This is a genomic window from Agarilytica rhodophyticola (assembly GCF_002157225.2).
GTDB lineage: Bacteria > Pseudomonadota > Gammaproteobacteria > Pseudomonadales > Cellvibrionaceae > Agarilytica > Agarilytica rhodophyticola.
Map to the genome: position 1 here is coordinate 3,649,409 of NZ_CP020038.1, position 18,015 is coordinate 3,667,423.

The following is an 18,015-nucleotide window of genomic DNA, read 5'->3' on the forward strand; positions in this document are numbered from 1 at the left end:
AAGGTGCACAATAAAAGAATCAATTTCAAGCTATCAGCCTTAATGGTAGCGATGACAATGAGCCATCTCGTGAATGGGCAAGAAAACGCTGATGGAGACAAACCCGGGCTTGAGGTGATGATCGTCACTGCACAAAAGCGGGCGCAAAACCTGCAGGATGTGCCGATTGCCATTCAATCGTTCAATAATGAATCCTTGCAGAGCAAAGGTATTTCAAGTGTGACTGATTTGGCCCCCTCACTGCCCAATGTGGAACTGGATTATACCTCTGCTTTTAGTGGTTCAACGCAAGTGCTTGGGGCTTTTATTCGCGGTATTGGGCAGGCGGACTTTGCTTTTAACTTAGAGCCTGGTGTGGGTGTTTATATCGATGGAGTGTTTTATGCACGTGCGATAGGATCTGTTGTCGACCTACTTGATGTTGACAATATTGAGGTATTGAAAGGGCCTCAAGGCACTTTGTTTGGCCGCAATACTATTGGTGGAGCGCTCAATATCACCACACGCAAGCCATCGGATACGTTCCAACATATGGGTGAAATCACCATTGGTGAATACAATAGAAAAGACCTCCGTGGCGTGGTTGATATTCCCCTAAGCGATTCCCTGTTTTCACAATTATCTTTTTCTTCGAAAAATCGTGATGGCTATCATCGTCGTATTCCTTTCCCTGGTACCTTCACTACTGACGTAGGCCGTTTTATCGGTACTGGAGAGGAAACCTTTAACGATACCCAAGGCGGAGAAAATAATCACACCTTACGCGGTAAGCTGCTATGGGACAACGGCGGCGACATCAGCGTGTTGTTTTCCGTTGATAGCTCCAATACTGATGAAGCCTCTGCACCTAACACGTTAATCGGCACATTCCCCGATGCGCCAGATCCTAATAATGGTTTATTGGGTTTTTTGTATAATGCTTGTATTTCTGCACCAGCAGGTGCTGTAGCACCCTTTTGTGATAGCAACCGCGCGGTTGTTGGCACGGCATTAGGTGGGGTTAATCTCGATGGCACCAACACCAACGATAGACTTCTCTATAATGATCAATTTATTACTGATGATATTGATACTACTTACGGGCGAGGAGCAAATTATTCCAAGCTCTCTTCGTGGGGCACATCGGCGACATTAGATTGGTCTTTATCTAATGATGTGGATTTCAAATCAATCACAGCTTATCGCGAACTGGACAGTAGCTTTGGTTCTGATGTGGATGGTTCGCCACTTGTTATCAACGATACTTCCTTTGCCATAAGGCAGCAGCAGTGGTCACAAGAATTGCAACTTACCGGCTTATCATTTGATGGCAAAATGGAATGGGTCGGCGGTTTTTATTACTTCCATGAGCAAGGGGACTCTACCGATAATGTAGTGTTTGGTGAGGGTTTGGTACAGATTGTTGGGCCTAATGATTTCACCAATGATGCCTATGCATTATTTGGCCAACTGAATTACAGCTTCACCGATAAATTTAGTTCTACTGTCGGTGTGCGCTATACCTATGAAGATAAGGTCTTTACCGGAGGGCAGAGAGATCTCAATGCCTTTGCGTCCCAGTCTGGTGCAGTGGCACCAGAGGATCATCCAGATCCGAGCGATTTAACCTTGTATTTCCCCACTGATGAAAATAACCGAACGTTTGATAACGTTTCTGCAAAATTAGGCTTTGAGTATAGGTTTACGCCAGATATTTTATCTTACGTATCTTTCTCCCAAGGTTTTAAAAGTGGTGGCTGGACAACAAGGGCCACGGTGGCTATCACCGAAGCGCCTGAATTTGAAGAAGAGACAGCAGACACCTACGAAGTAGGTTTAAAATCTCAGTGGTTTGATAACACGCTACGCCTAAATATGGCCCTGTTCTCGACCGACTATGATGATCTTCAAATCACCGTTCAGCGGGGCTTGTCTCCATTTATCGAAAATGCAGGAAAGTCTAAAATCGAAGGGCTAGAGGCCGATTTTATATGGGTTGCAACCGATGCATTGACGCTAAGTGGTGCCATTGGCCTAATTGATGCTCGTTATACTGAGCTTGAAGCCGGTGCTCAGGTTCAGGAAGACTTTCTTTTTAATAACACGCCAGAAGAATCAGCCAGCCTTTCTGTTGATTATGTTATGTCTATGCAATCGGGAAGCTCATGGCAATGGCATGTGGATTATGCTTACACCAGTGAACAGGCGAATGATGCCGAGAATACCCCAGAGCTTATCGCTGATAGCCAAAGTACATTCAATGGCTCATTAACATTCAGACCGAGTAATGAAAATTGGGAAGTGGCACTTGGGGCGAAAAATATAACCGACGAACGTTATATCGTATCAGGCTTTCGTCAAGTGGGAGCGGGTGTTATCGACGGCACCTATTCTCGTCCCCGAGAATGGTATTTAACTTTCCGTTACTTTAACCAATAGTACAGAGATTCTTAGGCTGCGATGAATTAAATCATCAAGCATCGTAGTCAATCCGTTATTAAATGAGTGGTGTTTCAATTGGAGATAATAAATGAGTATTCAATATAAAGCTGCGGTTATTCAAGCTGCTCCAGTATTTATGAATTTGGATGGCTGCGTGGAAAAAGCCATAGGTCTTATCGAACAAGCGGCACGACAAGGAGCACGCATAGTAGCCTTTTCTGAAGCTTGGTTTCCTGGATATCCCTGGTGGATTTGGTTGTCACCTACGGCTCATAATGTCCGCTTCTTCCAACAGTATCATGAAAATAGTTTGGTAAAAGGAAGCGAGCAATTTCATCGCTTGGCGCAAGCAGCGAAGGATAATAATATTTATTTATCTTTTGGTGCTAGCGAGCGCGACCATGGTTCTTTGTATCTGGCGCAGTTTTTATTTAGCGACCAAGGAGAGCTCATTCAGAATAGACGTAAGCTCAAGCCGACACATATGGAAAGAACAGTGTATGGCGATGGCGACGGCAGTGACTTCGGTGTATTCGATACTGACCTTGGGCGAGTAGGGCAACTATGCTGCTGGGAACATATACAACCGTTAAGCAAGTACGCGATGTTTAGTATGCACGAACAAGTGCATATTGCAGCATGGCCATCTTTTAGCACCTATCCGCAAGCATATTCTCTGGGCCCAGAAGCGAATTTAGCGGCCTCTCAAGTATATGCTTTAGAAGGGCAGTGCTATGTTCTAGCACCTTGCGCTACCGTATCCCAGGAAATGTATGATGTACTTGTGGAAAATGAGGCTCAAGCAGAATTAATTAGTGTCGGTGGCGGTTATGCACAAATATTTGCTCCCGATGGTAGCCCTATGTGTGACCGCCTTGCTCATGATGAAGAAGGAATTTTATTCGCAGATATTGATTTAGGTGCGATCGCTATTGCCAAATCATTTGCCGACCCGGTTGGCCATTATTCCAGACCTGATGTTGTGCGTCTTATGCTAAACCGAGAGGCACAATCACCCGTGGAAGATTTCTTTGCAACAGAATTCGAAGAGTCAGAAGACGTCGCTGAAGATCATCAGAATGAGCAATAAGTTAGCTGGCATTTTGCTGAGGAGATAATATATGCCTAGAAATAATATGCCTCCCAATTGGCAGCCGCCAGCACCTGCGTGGTGTGCCCAATGGGATAAAAATAGCGATCCTTTGGTGGTCGCTTATTTTGCCATACAAGCAGATTCTCCAGATAAATTAGATGCTTGGGCAGAAACTGCGTTATACCGTCAAAATCCTCCCGCCAGAATCGAAAAAGGTGCGTACACCGATCAAGCCGATGTTAAAAATTATTTATATATTTGTTATTGGCAACAATCTGAATATCTCGCTTGGTGGGCCAATCCAAAACATTGTACGTGGTGGTCTGATCCACAGCGATGTAACGATGGTGTCGGTTATTGGCGAGAAGTTATTACTATGCCTCTGGATCGTTTTGAGACATTAAACTCAAGCACTGAGCCTCATGGTGTCAGTGCAGTTGCGAAGACCTTGACTGGGCCCATTGAGGAGCACGGTTATCCCGGCGGAATGCGTGATAGGATTGCACTTTCTGATCATCATGATCTAAAAAATAGCCGCGATATGAACCGAAAAATGCCAGCCGTGGTATCTGATAAAGGTAAACGTGTGGTGGTGACACCTCCTGAAAATACTTGCGTTATTCGCTCTGGGCAAAATTGGTCTTATTGTGAGGGCGAGCAAAAAAAATTCTATTTAGAGGAAGTGCACCCTGTGTTAAAAAAGGGCATGCAATTTCTGCGCGATAATCCTGTGGATAGTGGTTGTTACTGTCTTAGATTTGTTGACCTAAAAGAAAGCGATAATACCAATAAATGGAATAACACCTCACAAACATTTGGCTTGGGATATGCATCCGATATTCACGCTTTTGAGGAATGGGCAAAAAGTCATCCTACGCACATTGCAATCTTAGAAAATTTTATGCGTATGGTGGGTACTTTTGGTGAAAACTTAAAGTTAAAGCTGTGGCATGAAGTAACCGTGTTGCCAAAAGAGGGATGTGAGTTTGAGTATATTGCTTGCCATAACAACACGGGGTTATTGAATTACAGTCAATAGCAGTGTAACGTAAACAGCGAATGTCGAAGGTTCAAACCTTGTGGTTTTATGCTATGGCTTTTTTTATCTCCGAGGGTTATTGTAAAAAAGTTGAAGATGTGGGCGATCAACGCCGACATTTTGAATATTGGAATGATATTGTTTGCGATGAGTTTGTAAAACTGGATTGCGAACAATTCAATAACTCCTCGGTAGCCTCAGCAAAAAGCTCAGCAAGGAATTTTCAGGCAGAGCTACGCGGTGGTGCCAGTATATCGGGCCTTAAATTTGCTGAAGTGATTGCTGATCCTCACTTTGTTACTCGTTCTAAGCGGCAAATTGGCGAAGCCACGGAAGCAGATTTCCTCATTAGCTTCCAACTGTCAAGGCAGTCCATTATTCGACAAAATGGCCGTGAAGCTATTTTAAACCCTGGCACTTTTGCCATGTACGATAGTACACAACCTTATACCTTATCTTTTAAAGAAAAATTCCATCAGCTAATTATTCAAATGCCGAAAGATGTGTTGAATCGGCATTTAATGAATCCAGAACAGTATACGGCAATTCAAATGTCTGGGGCTTCTGGAATTGGCGCTGTTCTGACAAATTTTATTTTATCTTTAGCCCAAGAATTGGGAAATATAAAGCAAACTCATGAAGAACTATCCAATAGTCTAATGAATATGATTGCTATGGCATTTAGTTCTTCGGTTATGCTTGAACAGGTGGGTAAAAACTCTGTTGTTAAAGAGTCCATTAAAAATAGAGTACATAAATATATTGAAGTTAATTTGTGTAACCCTGAGCTTAACAATCAATTAATTGCCGATTCCCAAGGTATTTCTCCCCGTTATCTTAATAAATTATTCGAAGAACAAAGCGATAGTGTGCACTCTTTGGTGCTGGAAAAGCGTTTGTGCCGAAGTTTAAAACTGCTGCAAGATCCCGCTTACAAAGGTTATAGCATTGAAAAAATTGCTTATAATGTAGGGTTTTCAAGTGGCGCTCATTTTTCTCGTTGCTTTAAAAAACGCTTCGGACAAAGCCCCAGTCAATTTAGATAAAGGCCTAGCCAATTTAGGTAAACCCTTAGCTTTAATAGAAAACCAACGCAGATAAAAAGCTAATCTCAATAATCTTAAATTAAGTTTTATAGGGTAGCGACTCCCAAGGAGGAGAGGGTTGAAACAATTCCAATAAGAAATCAATCATGACCCGCACTTTAGTTGCAACCACACGATTACTGGGATATAACGCCCATATGGAAGATTCGGTAAGAATTGGAAAATCAGCAAGTACTTCAACTAATTCCCCTGATTTTAAATATTTATAAGCATTCCATATGGATTTGGGGCCTATCGCCATGCCTGCTGTAAGCATGCTGCGCATGGCTTCGCCATCATTCACTGAGAAGGTGCGCTCAACTGTAACGATTTGTTCATTAGTAAACTTCCAACGATTATCACCACTTAAACAAATACATTTATGCTGTAATAAATCCTCAGGTTTGGTGGGAATGCCATGTGCTTTAAGATAGCTAGGTGCTGCTACTAGTATACGCTTATCTACCGCTAATTTACGTGCAACCAAACTACTGTCGATTAAAGGCGTATTGCGAACTATTAAATCGTATGCGCCCTCGATAACATCGACGATTTCATCAGATAATCTTAAATCAAGGGATACAAAAGGATAGCGCTCTTGAAATTTTGCCAGATGAGGGATGATGTGCATACGACCAAAAGAACCTGACATTGCAATCCGCAGCAATCCTTTGGGCTGTGCGAGTTCGCCACTGGATGTGTTAAGTCCAGTTTCCAAAGTTTCAATTGCCTGTTGAGCATAAGGTAAAAATGCGGCGCCGTCGGTGGTCAACGATATCGCACGAGTTGTTCTATTGAATAATCTAAATCCCGTTTCTTCTTCCAATTTCGCTAGGCGCGCACTAGCACTGGCAGCAGAAAGAGATAGATCTTTTGCCGCACCTGATAGCACACCAAGTTCAGCAACGCGTAAAAACAGTTTAAGGGATAGAATGTCCATATTATCAAAAATATATGAATTATGAATTCTGAACAACCGATATTATTATTTTTTTTCTTAGTTGTTATGATGGCAGAAATATATAGATGCGCTATATATACTGGGCGTATGTTCGCCTAACAACAGCACTGTCTAAGCCTTAGAGGAAATATTTGTGCATACGAATGCTACCGTTAATTATCACGTCACCAGCCCTGAAAGACAGGCCTACCATATTGATGTTAATGGTGAAAAAGGTGCAATGCGCAGCCCTATTTTGGTGCCGACAGAGGTCGCAGTTCAAGATGTGAGAGATGAAGCTGTCTCGGTAAACTTTATCGAAGATAGTGTGATGTTTGTTAATAGTCCCACCAAGGTGGTTGAATTTGATGCATCAAATACTTGGCAAAAGGACTATGATCAAGAACTGCAATTACTTTTAAAACAGCAACTTAGCGTACAAGAAGTTATTATCTTTGATCACACAATACGAATTGATGACCCGAATTCAGGGCGCAAACCTGCACGTAATGTGCATAGTGATTACAGCAAAGAAGGCGCACACAAACGACTTATCGACCTCGTTGGCCAAGCGGCTGCCAAACAGTGGCAACAAGGTCATTATGCTTTTATCAATATATGGCGGCCCTTAAACAAACCTATTTATACGGCACCCCTTGGTTTTGTACGGCCAAGCAGTGTTAAACAAGAGGACTGGTTGCTACTGGATCTTATTTATCCTGATCGTGTGGGCCAAATTATGGGGTTGGTTGCCAATCAATCACACCAATGGTTTTACCTTTCAGAAATGACACCAGAAGAAGTGGCAGTGTTTAATATTTACGATAATCAAGGGCTTTCTTCCATTGCTCATAGTGCGCTTAACTTAGCCGGTGAAGAGGCCTGTAAGGATATTAGAACCAGTCTGGAAAGTCGAACTTTGGTTCGCTATTAAATTAGGCAATACCGTGAAAAAAATTCTGATTAATTTTGCGCATCCAGCGCGATCCCGCTCCAAAATAAATACTACGCTTCGAAAACAGATTGATGCTCTCGAAAATGTCACAATCAATGATCTCTATTCACATTATCCCGATTTTTTAATCGATGTAAAAAGAGAGCAAAAGCTATGTGAAGATCACGATATTATTATTTTCCAATTTCCGTTTTACTGGTATTCCTCTCCGTCGATAGTAAAGGAATGGATGGATCTGGTGTTGGAACATGGCTGGGCCTACGGCTCTCAAGGCAAAGCCTTAATGGGTAAACATTTTATGCTGGCTATTTCTGGTGGTGGTGATGCCAGTACCTACAATAAAGAAGGGTTTAATGAGTTCACAATTGCAGAACTTACTTCTCCCATGCGCGCCACAGCAAAACTATGCAATCTCACTTGGCTGCCTCCTTTTACCATTTTAGGTATTCACCGGGGATTACCTGAAGATCAGCTTAGGGTTCACTCTGCAAACTATCGTCGTCTAATTCTTGCTTTACGGGATGGCACATGTGATTTAAGCCTCGTACAACAGCATGAATTTATCAATAGTGACCTAAACTCTGTGATTAAGGAACAATAGAGTGGAAAACTTTCTTCTACAGTTATTTATCTTTTTGGTTTCAGCTGCAATAGCAGTACCAGTTGCGAAAAAATTAGGACTCGGTTCTGTGCTGGGATATCTTATTGCTGGCATGGTCATCGGCCCGTTTGGTATCTCCTTAATTCACGATGTCGAAGAGGTTATGCACTTTACCGAATTTGGTGTGGTAATGATGCTATTTTTAGTAGGGCTAGAACTTAAACCCTCATTACTTTGGCAATTGCGCATGCCAATATTGGGTATCGGCGGAGCACAGGTTGTTTTTTGTAGTATTCTTATTGGCGTTGTAGCAGCAATATTTCTCCCTTGGCAACAGGCACTTGCCTGCGGTTTAATATTGTCACTCTCGTCTACTGCCATTGTTTTGCAGACATTGCGCGAAAAAGGTGTGATGAACACTGCTTCCGGTCGCTCAATTTTTTCTGTTTTACTTTTTCAAGATCTCGCCGTGATTCCTATGCTGGCAGCTCTGCCTCTATTGGCTACAGTGGCAATAGAAACTGGAGGACATCATGACTCTGTATTATTTGACCTCAGCACCTTGCCCAAATATATGCAAATTAGTGCAACCTTGCTTGCAATTTTATTTGTATTTTTCTTGGGTAAGTTCGCCTGCAAACCTATTTTTAGAACAATAGCATCGACCCAGGTACGAGAAATATTCGTCGCTGCCGCACTTTCGCTGGTGGTCGGTATTTCTTTGTTGATGATGACGGTGGGACTGTCTCCCGCCTTAGGCGCATTTTTGGCAGGTGTCGTACTAGCAGATAGTGAATATCGGCATGAACTTGAAAGTGATATTGAACCTTTTAAAGGTTTACTCTTAGGTATTTTCTTTATTTCTATCGGCGCAAGCCTAAATTTCACATTAATAACGAGTGAAATAGGGGCGATTACTGGAATTGTCGTCGGGCTAATGGCAGGCAAAGCACTCATTTTATTCGCCATTGGGTTTTTCTTTAAAATGGAGAAAAAAGATCGTTTATTTTTCTCTTTAGGTCTCGCCCAAGGCGGAGAATTCGCTTTTGTTCTTTTTCAATTTTCGAGAAGCCATGGGGTTTTACCCGCAGAAACTATTGAGCCATTAGTGTCAGCTGTGGCAATTTCCATGTTTCTCACACCGTTAGTGTTTATCGTCTATGACAAATTGGTAAAAAATGAGGAGCAGAACGAACAGACTCAAGGCTCGGCAGATGATATCCACCGAGATGACCACAGTATCATTTTAGCGGGATTTGGTCGTTTAGGCACAGACCTTGGGCGTTTTCTAATTTCTTCTGGTATTAAGCCTGTTATTATTGATCATGACCCATTGAATGTAAAAGTTCTGCGCAAATTGGGTTATGAAGTATATTTTGGTGATATTACTCGACTGGATTTATTAAAAGCAGCGGGCGCCGACATTGCAAAGGTGTTGGTTATCACACTTAGTGATGTAGAAAAATCATGTGAACTGATTACCCTCGTAAAAAAACATTTTCCTCACTTAAAAATCGTGGCAAATGCAAGTGATAGATTGGCTGCCTTTGAGCTTATGGATTTAGACATAGAAGCTATCCGTAGAGAAACTTTTGGCAGCGCCTTAGCATTAGGGCAAGATGCCATGAAGCAACTGGGCATAGACCCTTACGATGCTCATCGTCAAATGCGTATCTTTAGGAAGAAAGATGAAGAACTCATGCCAGAACTTCATAAAGAACGTATGCAAGAAGAAAATTATATTTCTATGTATCAGCAACACAATTCAGACTTGGAAGATTTAATGGCCGCCGATATGAATAGTCATACCGATGAGCTAGATAAAGCTTGGAGCGCTAAGAACCCAGATAAATAAGCATAGGGCGCTTATTGTTAATAAATATGCCCATTAGGAGAAAACGTATGTTAGGTGAAGACCATTCCATTGTTATTGATTTCCCGGAATTGAAAGAGACACTTACTCGTCTCAATCAATCCGACACAACATTTTTTGAAGACAATAAGCGCTACAATGCTTTAGACAAAGAAATCCGCGAATTAGAACTACAGGATTCTCCTATCCAGGACGACGCGATGCATGCCTTAAAACACGATAGAAGTGTGTTAAAAGACTCGCTTTATAAAAGATTAATGGCGGCTAAAAATAATAGCTAACGTACGTTTTATTGTGAAGAAGTAGGTTGTGGTAAAGACGGTAAAATCGTACCGGAGACCTCACCGAAGCCGATGGTTTTCGCGCCTTTTTTTGCACAGGATGCACGCATAATTACGGTATCGCCGTCTTCTAAAAATGTGCGTGTTTCGCCATTGGGTAGCGTGATTGCCGCCTTACCACCTTTACTTAATTCAAGTAACGACCCCGCTTCCTGCTCCTCGGGGCCCGACTGGGTACCTGTACCCAATAAATCGCCGGCTTGCATGGCGCAGCCATTGCTGCTGTGATGGCTTATCATTTGTGCTGCGGTCCAATATGAATGCTTAAAATTGGATCGCGATAGTGCTGCCATGGGAGTTTTTTCTTCACGCATTTTTTGTGTTTCTAGAAAACAATCCAAGGTAATGTTAAAGCCACCACTGGCACTATTTTTTGTTGAATTTAAGTAGGGTAAAGGTTCGGGATCTCCTTCGGGATGAGCAAAAGCGTGACGAAAGGGCGCCAGAGCCTCTGTGGTAACAATCCAGGGTGAGATTGTTGTGGCAAAATTTTTCGCAAGAAAAGGCCCGAGTGGTTGGTATTCCCATGCTTGCAAATCTCTTGCGGACCAATCGTTCAATAAGCAAATACCAAATAAATGATCTTCCGCATTATCTATATGTATTACTTCACCTAGTTTCGTGCCTTTACCAATAAATAAACCCATTTCCAATTCGTAATCAAGACGTTTGCAAGGAGAAAATTCAGGAATAGTACGATTAGGGCTTTTAATTTGTCCTGTAGGACGTGGAAATTTTTGACCAGATACGCCGATACTCGAGGAACGGCCATGATAACCGATAGGTATCCATTTATAATTAGGCAACAGAGGATTATCCGGTCTAAATAATTTTCCTACCGCAGTGGCATGATAAATAGAGGTATAAAAATCTGTGAAATCACCCACAGTGCAAGGAACATTATATTCAGCATCTTTTTGATCAACCAACATAGAGTGTAAGTGTGATGCTAATGCTGAGCCATTTGTTAAAGCTTTGGATAAAGCACGGCGCAGAGCAGAATTCGATTGTTTACCTAAATCCATCAAATCATTTAATGTCGGCTGAGCTGCCGCCATTGCCGCCTGCTGTGCTTCACCGGTGAATATGTTGGCAGCACTAATTAATGCCAGATCTAAAATTTTATCGCCAATCGCAACACCACCTCGCCACCCTTGTTCTGTATTTTTTCTTCTAAATATAGCAAAAGGAAGATTCTGAATAGGAAAATCTTTGTGCTCGTTGGCCGAACTTACCCAACTGTTTAAATTGATATCATGGGTTTCATTGATTTCTAACATAGCATATTAGCCTTTTTAATAGAGACAAATTAATTCGGAGCTACAAAATATTTTTTTAATTGTCCCCAACAATTAAGATAGTCTTTTTGCCTGGTAGGGGTATTGAGTGCTAATTCAGTGGGTGCGATGACATACCGCGATTCAAACATAAACGCTAGGGTATCTTCGTATTTATGTGGCGCAAGCTTTGCTTGAGTTGCTTTTTCAAATACTTCAGCTTCGGGACCATGAGGTGTCATACAGTTGTGCAAACTCATACCACCAGGCTCGAAACCTTTTTCTTTAGCATCATAAACACCATGGATCAAGCCCATAAATTCGCTCATGATATTGCGGTGATACCAAGGAGGACGAAAGGTATTTTCTGCCACCATCCAACGAGGTGGGAAAATAACAAAATCTATATTAGCGACTCCGGGAGTATCTGAAGGTGAGCTTAAGACAGTAAAAATAGATGGGTCTGGATGATCAAAACTTACCGTGTTAATCACGTTAAAACGGCTTAATTCATATTTATATGGTGCGCTATTGCCCACCCAGGCAACAACATCCAAAGGTGAATGATCTTGTTGTGCATAGTAAAGTTCGCCGCAGAATTTTGCGACAATAGTAGATGTTTGATCATTATCTTCGTACCAAGCAGTAGGATATTGGAAATCCCGTTGATTGGCATAACCGTTGGCACCCACAGGGCCACGCTCAGGTAAACAATAGGGAGCACCATAGTTTTCACAAATATAACCGCGAATAGGCCCATCGAGAGGTTCGATCTTAAATTTTATGCCTCTTGGAATAACCATAATTTCTCCGGGCTTGACATGTAATATGCCAAGCTCGGTATACGCTAACAATTCTCCCATCTGGGGTACAAACAACATCTCGCCATCAGCGCAATAAAAATATCTTTGTTCCATACTCTTATTTGCCGTGTATATATGAATACCGATACCTGTTTGGGTTTTAGCATCACCGTTGGCTGCGATAGTGATCAGTCCGTCGATAAAATCAGTGTTAGCGATTGGCTGAGCATTCCAGCGCATAACGTTGGGAGGACAAGGAACTTCAGTAATAGGGGCGGTACGAATTAACCCTTTATCTAGCGGATGAAAATCGCCCATCGCAATAGATGGCCGGATACGATACATCCAAGTGCGTCTGTTGGCATGTCTTGCTGCGGTAAATGCAGTGGAGCTAAATTGCTCTGCGTATAAATTGTAGGGGCATCGCTGCGGATTAAATTGGCCTATCGGCAAAGCGCCTGCTAGGGCTTGCGATTCATGCTCATTGTTAAAACCGTGCAAGTATTTCAATGTATTGACGTCAAACATGTTTACTCTCTTGTATTTAATCCCGGGGCTCATTAAGAATTATTCAACTTCTCCTGCAAGCGCCAGCGCTTCTTTAAGTACTTCCAAATCCCCAATATGGTTGGCCAGTAGCAGTATTAATCGTGCATTAACGCGTGTGCTTTGCTCACTTTCTAATTCTCGATGCAAATCTGTAAGTGTGGCATAAAATGTATCGGGATCAGTGAAATTAGGTTCAGTGTTGAGTTTCATGATGCAGTCTCCAATTCACAACCAAGTGCTTTTTTTATTGCTGTATGTATTTTTTCCGAGGACACTTGCCGCCAGCGTGCAGTAATAATTTGATCTGGCCTAAATAAATAAGCACTTTCATGTTGTAAGTCGTAGCGCTTGGTCACTAGATTCTTGGGATCGTGAACCACAGTCGCAAGGGCATTAATGGATTCGGGCAGAGCGATATCACTGATCACTAAAATGGATAAATCTTCTATTGCCGATAAAGGCTTTAATTGAAGTAAAAGGTCATTGGTTATGACTTCACTCACTTTTATCATTAATGTAAATTGATTTCCCAAATAGTTAATTAACCAATCGTCACTACCGGTCTGTTGTATCGGCGCGTCTTTAGCCACAGTGCCAACACTTAAAGTCGTATTAAATACTGGATTCCCTTGGCTATAATTTTCATCACTATTAAGTGGTGAATCAGAGTAACGGCAGGGTAGGGATAAACGTCCACTATTAACGAGGGTACGAGCAAAGGGGAGATGCTCTGCTAAACGCAGCGTTTCGTCACGAAAGACACGACTGATATGATTTTTCGGAGTAATAAAATCAGTGGCTCTGGTGGAGTTAAGGATATTTTCCCGCGCTCCGTGCTGGCGTTCAATATTATATGTGTCTAATAGAGTGGTAGGCGCTCGCCCTTTAATTACTCTTGCCAGCTTCCATACGAGATTTTCTGCAGATTGGAGCGCGCCATTGGCTCCGCGTGCACCAAACGGCGATACTTGATGGGCACAATCACCAACAAATATTACTCTATTGTGAATAAAATTATCCATTTTTCGGCATTGAAAGGTATAGACGCTCGCCCACTCAAGATCAAACTCTGCATCTTTGCCCAACATCGCCTGAATTCTGGGTCTGATAACATGTTCTTGTTTTTCGTATTCTGGATCAGCGTCCCAGCCAAGTTGTAAGTCTATTCGCCAAACATTATCCGGTTGTCGGTGAAGCAGGGCAGATTGATTTGCGTGGAAGGGGGGATCGAACCAAAACCAACGTTCTGTTGGAAAGTCTGCTTTCATGAGCACGTCAGCAATGAGGAAGCGGTCTTGGAATACCTGTCCTTTACTTTGTAAACCGAGCATACGTCTTACTTGACTGTTGGCTCCATCAGCCGCAATCAAATAATCACAGCTTAAATGATAATTGCCATCGGGAGTTTGAACTTCTATTTCATTGCCATGTGTGGTGGAATTTACTGAGATAACTTTACTTTTCCAGCGCAAATCAATGATGTCAAACTCCATTGCGCGATCTACCAGAAACTCTTCAAAGTAATACTGTTGTAAATTAATGAATGCTGGAAGTTGGTGATCTGCTTCAGCAAGGAGATTGAAATCGTAGATCAATTTGTCTTTGAAAAATACCTTACCATGACTCCACGTCACACCCTTATCCACCATGCGCTGACCACAACCTAAGCGTTGCATAATTTCTAATGTGCGTTTAGCAAAACATATCGCGCGCGAGCCGACGCTGACGGTGTTGTTGTCATCCAGCACGACAGTAGGTATTCCTTGAATCGCCAGGTCGATGGCCAACACCATACCAGCAGGCCCAGCACCGACAATAACTACCGAGTGATGCGTAGGAGACTGTGCATAAAAATCATCACTCGTAACATAAGGATAAACCGGGTTGGTATAGGTATTTTGCATGGTATTTTTGATACCTCCAAAGATTGGAATATATTCTTATTTGAGATCAATATAAGCAATTTAAACGGCATAAATCAAGCATTTATTCGAAATACAACCGTTTTTACGTAAAAAAATGGTTTCACATAAGAATTTTAATAGGGTATTATCGAGGTCGATTCTGTCAACTAATAACGATATTTGCTAATAACAGTGAGATAAGTTCCCATGCCTAAAAAACCTTTTGCATCCTCCGCTGACCTTGGAGATAAAACAGAGACTTTAGAAATCCTTGCCGACGGTGTTTATGCCTTAACAGCAGAAGGCGATCCTAATGTTGGTGCTATTGAAGCTGAAGACTTTATTATCGCTTTCGAAGCACGAGCCACTCCTAAAGCCGCTCAAGACTGGCTTGATTTATTGCGTCAACATACGGATAAGCCTGTAAAATATCTGGTGTTATCTCACTATCATGCTGTGAGGGTATTGGGCGCCTCGGCCTACCAAGCTGATGCAGTTATTGCTCATGAGAAGACTAAAGTGCTCATCGACGAGAGAGGTATGCAAGACTGGGCTAGCGAATATGGCAGAATGCCACGACTCTTTAGAGAGCCGGATGGTATTCCAGGTTTAACTCATCCAGATATTGTTTTTAACGATAGGCTGGAAATACCCTTGGGTGGGGAGCGCGGTAGCTTAGTACTGGAATACTGTGGTCGCGGTCATACCGCCGGTGACATTGTCGCATGGTTACCGAAGCAAAAAATTCTGTTCAGTGGCGACCTTGTAGAAGCGGCTGCAGCACTTTATACCGGTGATGCATTTCATTTCGACTGGGCTTCAGAAACGTTGGATAAAGTAAAATCCTATGGCGCTGAAACCTTAGTCGGCGGTCGTGGAGCGGTTGCCCGTGGAAAACAAGAGGTAGATGCAGCAATTGAACAGACCCGAGGTTTTTTAAATGGCATGATCGAAAAGGTAGGTGAAGTCCATCGTAGCGGCGGCACGCTAAAAGAAGCTTTTGCACAAACCCATGCGTTGTTAGCACCCAAGTTTGGTCAATGGCCTATTTTTGAACACTGTCTGCCTTTTGACGTCCAGCGTTTATGGGATGAGTTTGATGGTATCGATTGGCCGCGAATTTGGACCGACGAACGAGATCAATCTGTGTGGGATAAGTTGCAGGACTAACTGCCCATTCATATCGCCTAACGCAAGACATGATGACTTAAGGGCACTTATAATGCTTCTGACACACTTACATTACTTGTTTAAGTGGTGTAAATGTGTGGAATAACCAACGTCCAGTAAGTAATGTGAATTAGCTAATATGAGCAATAATAGTTTATTCAGATAGATAACAGTTGGACTGTTGGAGTATATTGGGAGTCACTTGGGAATACATTGAGAACAGTAAAGGCGATGAGAAAAGATGACTGAACACAGCCCTCGCGAGGTAATGCTTAACTTGTTCGTGCCTTATCGAATGGTAAACTTAGCGAGCACTATAAGTAATGCTTGCTCCAAAATTTATAAAGACGATTTTGATATCACTATCCCAGAATGGCGCATACTTGCTCGCCTAGCTGAACACGAGCGGCTCAATGCTAAAAATATCGGCTCGGTGACATTTATGGATAAATCTAAAGTATCGCGAGCTGTAAAGTTACTCGAGGATAAAGGCTTTCTTTTAAAAGAAAAAGATGACAAAGATAATCGCGCCAGTTATCTCTCGTTGACTGAGGAGGGAAGGGCAATATACCAAAAAATAGCCCCGCGAGCGTTAGACTGGGAAAAGCAATTGATTAGCGTCTTAGATAGCAGTGAATACCGAGATTTGATGAGAATTATTGAGAAACTGGATAGCCAAGTGGCAATCATGAGCAAGGAATAGGGGGATTCTAATCTAGCCTTAAAAAACTTTTGATAAATTAAGCATAATCTTAGTAAAACCTTTCTAATATCACTTTCGTTAACATGACTAAGTGTTACACTGCCGCCACTCTTGCTTCCCTTAATTATTTAAAGGTTCATTGACCCTATGTTAAGTACGTGGACGACCCTTAATATTACCATTGCATTATTGATTCTAAGTTTTTATTCGACGACATCGTCTGCTCAAAAATTAACAGTGGCGGCACAGAAGTGCCTATTAGAAAGAATTGAAACGGCAGATTCCAGCGCAACAATTGAACAATTACGCAAACATTGCTTGGATGAGCATGCTGGAGATAGCGATCAAGAGAAAAATAGACAAGACGATAAAATTGGGCAGAAATCACTAAGTACCCCTAAACATGATGGACCGTATGAAGGCCTGTCCGGTAAAGCAAATCGAGATGGTGTGATCTCTGCAAGAATGAAACAGGAAAAACAAACAGAATTAAACCCTTACGTGATAACCCCTCATCGATTAAATTATGTTTTACCTGTCCAGAGTACAAACCGGATTAACACTGAGCCATTTGCAAGCTTGGAAGGTTATGAAGAAAATCTCGACGATGTGGAAGCAAAATTTCAGCTCAGTGTTAAAATTCCTCTCACCGCTGAAGACCTCTATGTCGAAGGGGATGCGTTATATTTTGCATTTACCTTAGAAGCCTGGTGGCAAGTTTACTCAGATAATATATCCAAGCCCTTTAGAGAAACTAATTATCGTCCAGAAATATTTTATCTCATGCCCCTTGATTGGCATCCCTACGGTGGTAACACAGGGGTAAGTTTTGGCATAGAACATCAATCTAATGGTCGCGACCAATTACTTTCCCGTAGTTGGAATCGTATTTACGCAAACTTTTTATATGAAGTTGATAATGCTGCATTTCACTTTCAACCCTGGTGGCGAATTCCAGAAGATGAAAAGGAATTCCCACTAGATTCTGATGGTGACGACAACCCTGATATTACCGATTTTATGGGACATTTTGAATTGGGTGGCGCCTATAAATGGAACAATTGCGAACTGTTTTTTAACAGCAGGCAAAATTTTGCCACCCACAAAGGTGCGATAGAACTGGGCTTTACCTTCCCGCTGTGGCGTAAGGTGAGAGGTTATGCTACTGTATTTGACGGCTATGGAGAAAGTTTAATTGATTATAATTACCGACAAACCCGTATTGGACTTGGTTTTGCTTTAACCAACATACTTTAAGGTA

At 42.2% G+C, this 18,015-nt stretch carries 16 protein-coding genes; 11 read left to right on the forward strand and 5 right to left on the reverse strand.

What is annotated here, in order from left to right; translation table 11 throughout:
- The first annotated feature begins 3 nt into the window (after window positions 1-3).
- The 4 genes from BVC89_RS15205 to BVC89_RS15220 all read left to right on the forward strand — a co-directional run bounded on the left by BVC89_RS15205 (window position 4) and on the right by BVC89_RS15220 (window position 5,599).
- Window positions 4-2,418, forward strand: a complete 2,415-nt coding sequence (locus BVC89_RS15205) for a TonB-dependent receptor (protein WP_086932011.1) — start codon at window positions 4-6, stop codon at window positions 2,416-2,418.
- A 91-nt stretch (window positions 2,419-2,509) separates the two neighbouring features.
- Window positions 2,510-3,511: a carbon-nitrogen hydrolase family protein gene (locus BVC89_RS15210; RefSeq protein WP_086932012.1), complete on the forward strand. Its 1,002-nt coding sequence runs from the start codon at window positions 2,510-2,512 to the stop codon at window positions 3,509-3,511.
- A 31-nt stretch (window positions 3,512-3,542) separates the two neighbouring features.
- Entirely contained in the window at window positions 3,543-4,553 is a 1,011-nt protein-coding gene (locus BVC89_RS15215; protein ID WP_086932013.1) for a phenylacetaldoxime dehydratase family protein, read from the forward strand.
- A 53-nt stretch (window positions 4,554-4,606) separates the two neighbouring features.
- Window positions 4,607-5,599 (forward strand): AraC-like ligand-binding domain-containing protein, encoded by a 993-nt coding sequence (locus BVC89_RS15220; RefSeq protein ID WP_086932014.1) that lies wholly within the window; start codon window positions 4,607-4,609, stop codon window positions 5,597-5,599.
- 79 nt (window positions 5,600-5,678) lie between these two features.
- Here BVC89_RS15220 and BVC89_RS15225 read toward each other — a convergent pair whose 3' ends face one another.
- Window positions 5,679-6,578, reverse strand: a complete 900-nt coding sequence (locus BVC89_RS15225) for a LysR substrate-binding domain-containing protein (RefSeq protein ID WP_086932015.1) — start codon at window positions 6,576-6,578, stop codon at window positions 5,679-5,681.
- Window positions 6,579-6,732: 154 nt separating this feature from the next.
- Between BVC89_RS15225 and BVC89_RS15230 the strand changes: the two genes are divergently transcribed.
- The 4 genes from BVC89_RS15230 to BVC89_RS15245 are packed head-to-tail and all read left to right on the forward strand — an operon-like array spanning window position 6,733 to window position 10,288.
- Window positions 6,733-7,512, forward strand: coding sequence for a CmcJ/NvfI family oxidoreductase (locus BVC89_RS15230; protein WP_086932016.1), 780 nt, complete (start codon window positions 6,733-6,735; stop codon window positions 7,510-7,512).
- 13 nt (window positions 7,513-7,525) lie between these two features.
- On the forward strand, window positions 7,526-8,134 hold the full coding sequence (locus tag BVC89_RS15235) for an NAD(P)H-dependent oxidoreductase (RefSeq protein WP_086932017.1): 609 nt from the start codon (window positions 7,526-7,528) through the stop codon (window positions 8,132-8,134).
- A gap of 1 nt (window position 8,135) precedes the next feature.
- A complete protein-coding gene (locus BVC89_RS15240) occupies window positions 8,136-9,989 on the forward strand; it encodes a monovalent cation:proton antiporter-2 (CPA2) family protein (RefSeq protein ID WP_086932018.1) in 1,854 nt (617 codons plus the stop codon).
- Between the two features lie 47 nt (window positions 9,990-10,036).
- Window positions 10,037-10,288: an HP1242/YdcH family protein gene (locus tag BVC89_RS15245; protein ID WP_086932019.1), complete on the forward strand. Its 252-nt coding sequence runs from the start codon at window positions 10,037-10,039 to the stop codon at window positions 10,286-10,288.
- An 8-nt stretch (window positions 10,289-10,296) separates the two neighbouring features.
- On the opposite strand, the gene fahA is transcribed toward BVC89_RS15245, so the two are convergent.
- Genes fahA through BVC89_RS15265 form a run of 4 tightly spaced genes read right to left on the reverse strand, consistent with a single transcriptional unit; the run spans window position 10,297 to window position 14,881 of the window.
- Window positions 10,297-11,628, reverse strand: coding sequence for a fumarylacetoacetase (gene fahA / locus BVC89_RS15250; RefSeq protein ID WP_086932020.1), 1,332 nt, complete (start codon window positions 11,626-11,628; stop codon window positions 10,297-10,299).
- Between the two features lie 29 nt (window positions 11,629-11,657).
- Window positions 11,658-12,956 carry a homogentisate 1,2-dioxygenase gene (hmgA, locus tag BVC89_RS15255; RefSeq protein ID WP_086932021.1) on the reverse strand — a complete coding sequence of 433 codons (1,299 nt, stop codon included), beginning with the start codon at window positions 12,954-12,956 and terminating at the stop codon, window positions 11,658-11,660.
- 39 nt (window positions 12,957-12,995) lie between these two features.
- Window positions 12,996-13,187 (reverse strand): DUF2783 domain-containing protein, encoded by a 192-nt coding sequence (locus BVC89_RS15260; protein ID WP_086932022.1) that lies wholly within the window; start codon window positions 13,185-13,187, stop codon window positions 12,996-12,998.
- Window positions 13,184-14,881, reverse strand: a complete 1,698-nt coding sequence (locus BVC89_RS15265) for an FAD-dependent oxidoreductase (RefSeq protein ID WP_086932023.1) — start codon at window positions 14,879-14,881, stop codon at window positions 13,184-13,186. Before BVC89_RS15265 ends, BVC89_RS15260 begins: the two co-directional genes overlap by 4 nt.
- A 207-nt stretch (window positions 14,882-15,088) precedes the next feature.
- On the opposite strand from BVC89_RS15265, the gene BVC89_RS15270 reads away from it, so the two are divergent.
- The 3 genes from BVC89_RS15270 to BVC89_RS15280 all read left to right on the forward strand — a co-directional run bounded on the left by BVC89_RS15270 (window position 15,089) and on the right by BVC89_RS15280 (window position 18,011).
- The gene (locus BVC89_RS15270; RefSeq protein ID WP_086932024.1) at window positions 15,089-16,051 is read left to right on the forward strand and encodes an MBL fold metallo-hydrolase; all 963 of its coding nucleotides are present in this window, start codon (window positions 15,089-15,091) and stop codon (window positions 16,049-16,051) included.
- Between the two features lie 241 nt (window positions 16,052-16,292).
- Window positions 16,293-16,754, forward strand: coding sequence for a MarR family winged helix-turn-helix transcriptional regulator (locus tag BVC89_RS15275; RefSeq protein ID WP_086932025.1), 462 nt, complete (start codon window positions 16,293-16,295; stop codon window positions 16,752-16,754).
- Window positions 16,755-16,901: 147 nt separating this feature from the next.
- Complete coding sequence (locus BVC89_RS15280) at window positions 16,902-18,011, forward strand: phospholipase A (RefSeq protein WP_216824985.1); 1,110 nt, start codon at window positions 16,902-16,904, stop codon at window positions 18,009-18,011.
- The last annotated feature ends 4 nt before the right edge of the window (window positions 18,012-18,015 follow it).

What these genes read in the sequence shown, in the direction of transcription:
- BVC89_RS15210 (WP_086932012.1), top strand. Translation starts at nt 2,510, where the DNA reads ATGAGTATTCAATATAAAGCTGCGGTTATTCAAGCTGCTCCAGTATTT.
- BVC89_RS15215 (WP_086932013.1), top strand. Translation starts at nt 3,543, where the DNA reads ATGCCTAGAAATAATATGCCTCCCAATTGGCAGCCGCCAGCACCTGCG.
- BVC89_RS15220 (WP_086932014.1), top strand. Translation starts at nt 4,607, where the DNA reads ATGGCTTTTTTTATCTCCGAGGGTTATTGTAAAAAAGTTGAAGATGTG.
- BVC89_RS15225 (WP_086932015.1), bottom strand. Translation starts at nt 6,578, where the DNA reads ATGGACATTCTATCCCTTAAACTGTTTTTACGCGTTGCTGAACTTGGT.
- BVC89_RS15245 (WP_086932019.1), top strand. Translation starts at nt 10,037, where the DNA reads ATGTTAGGTGAAGACCATTCCATTGTTATTGATTTCCCGGAATTGAAA.
- fahA (WP_086932020.1), bottom strand. Translation starts at nt 11,628, where the DNA reads ATGTTAGAAATCAATGAAACCCATGATATCAATTTAAACAGTTGGGTA.
- hmgA (WP_086932021.1), bottom strand. Translation starts at nt 12,956, where the DNA reads ATGTTTGACGTCAATACATTGAAATACTTGCACGGTTTTAACAATGAG.
- BVC89_RS15260 (WP_086932022.1), bottom strand. Translation starts at nt 13,187, where the DNA reads ATGAAACTCAACACTGAACCTAATTTCACTGATCCCGATACATTTTAT.
- BVC89_RS15265 (WP_086932023.1), bottom strand. Translation starts at nt 14,881, where the DNA reads ATGCAAAATACCTATACCAACCCGGTTTATCCTTATGTTACGAGTGAT.
- BVC89_RS15270 (WP_086932024.1), top strand. Translation starts at nt 15,089, where the DNA reads ATGCCTAAAAAACCTTTTGCATCCTCCGCTGACCTTGGAGATAAAACA.
- BVC89_RS15275 (WP_086932025.1), top strand. Translation starts at nt 16,293, where the DNA reads ATGACTGAACACAGCCCTCGCGAGGTAATGCTTAACTTGTTCGTGCCT.
- BVC89_RS15280 (WP_216824985.1), top strand. Translation starts at nt 16,902, where the DNA reads ATGTTAAGTACGTGGACGACCCTTAATATTACCATTGCATTATTGATT.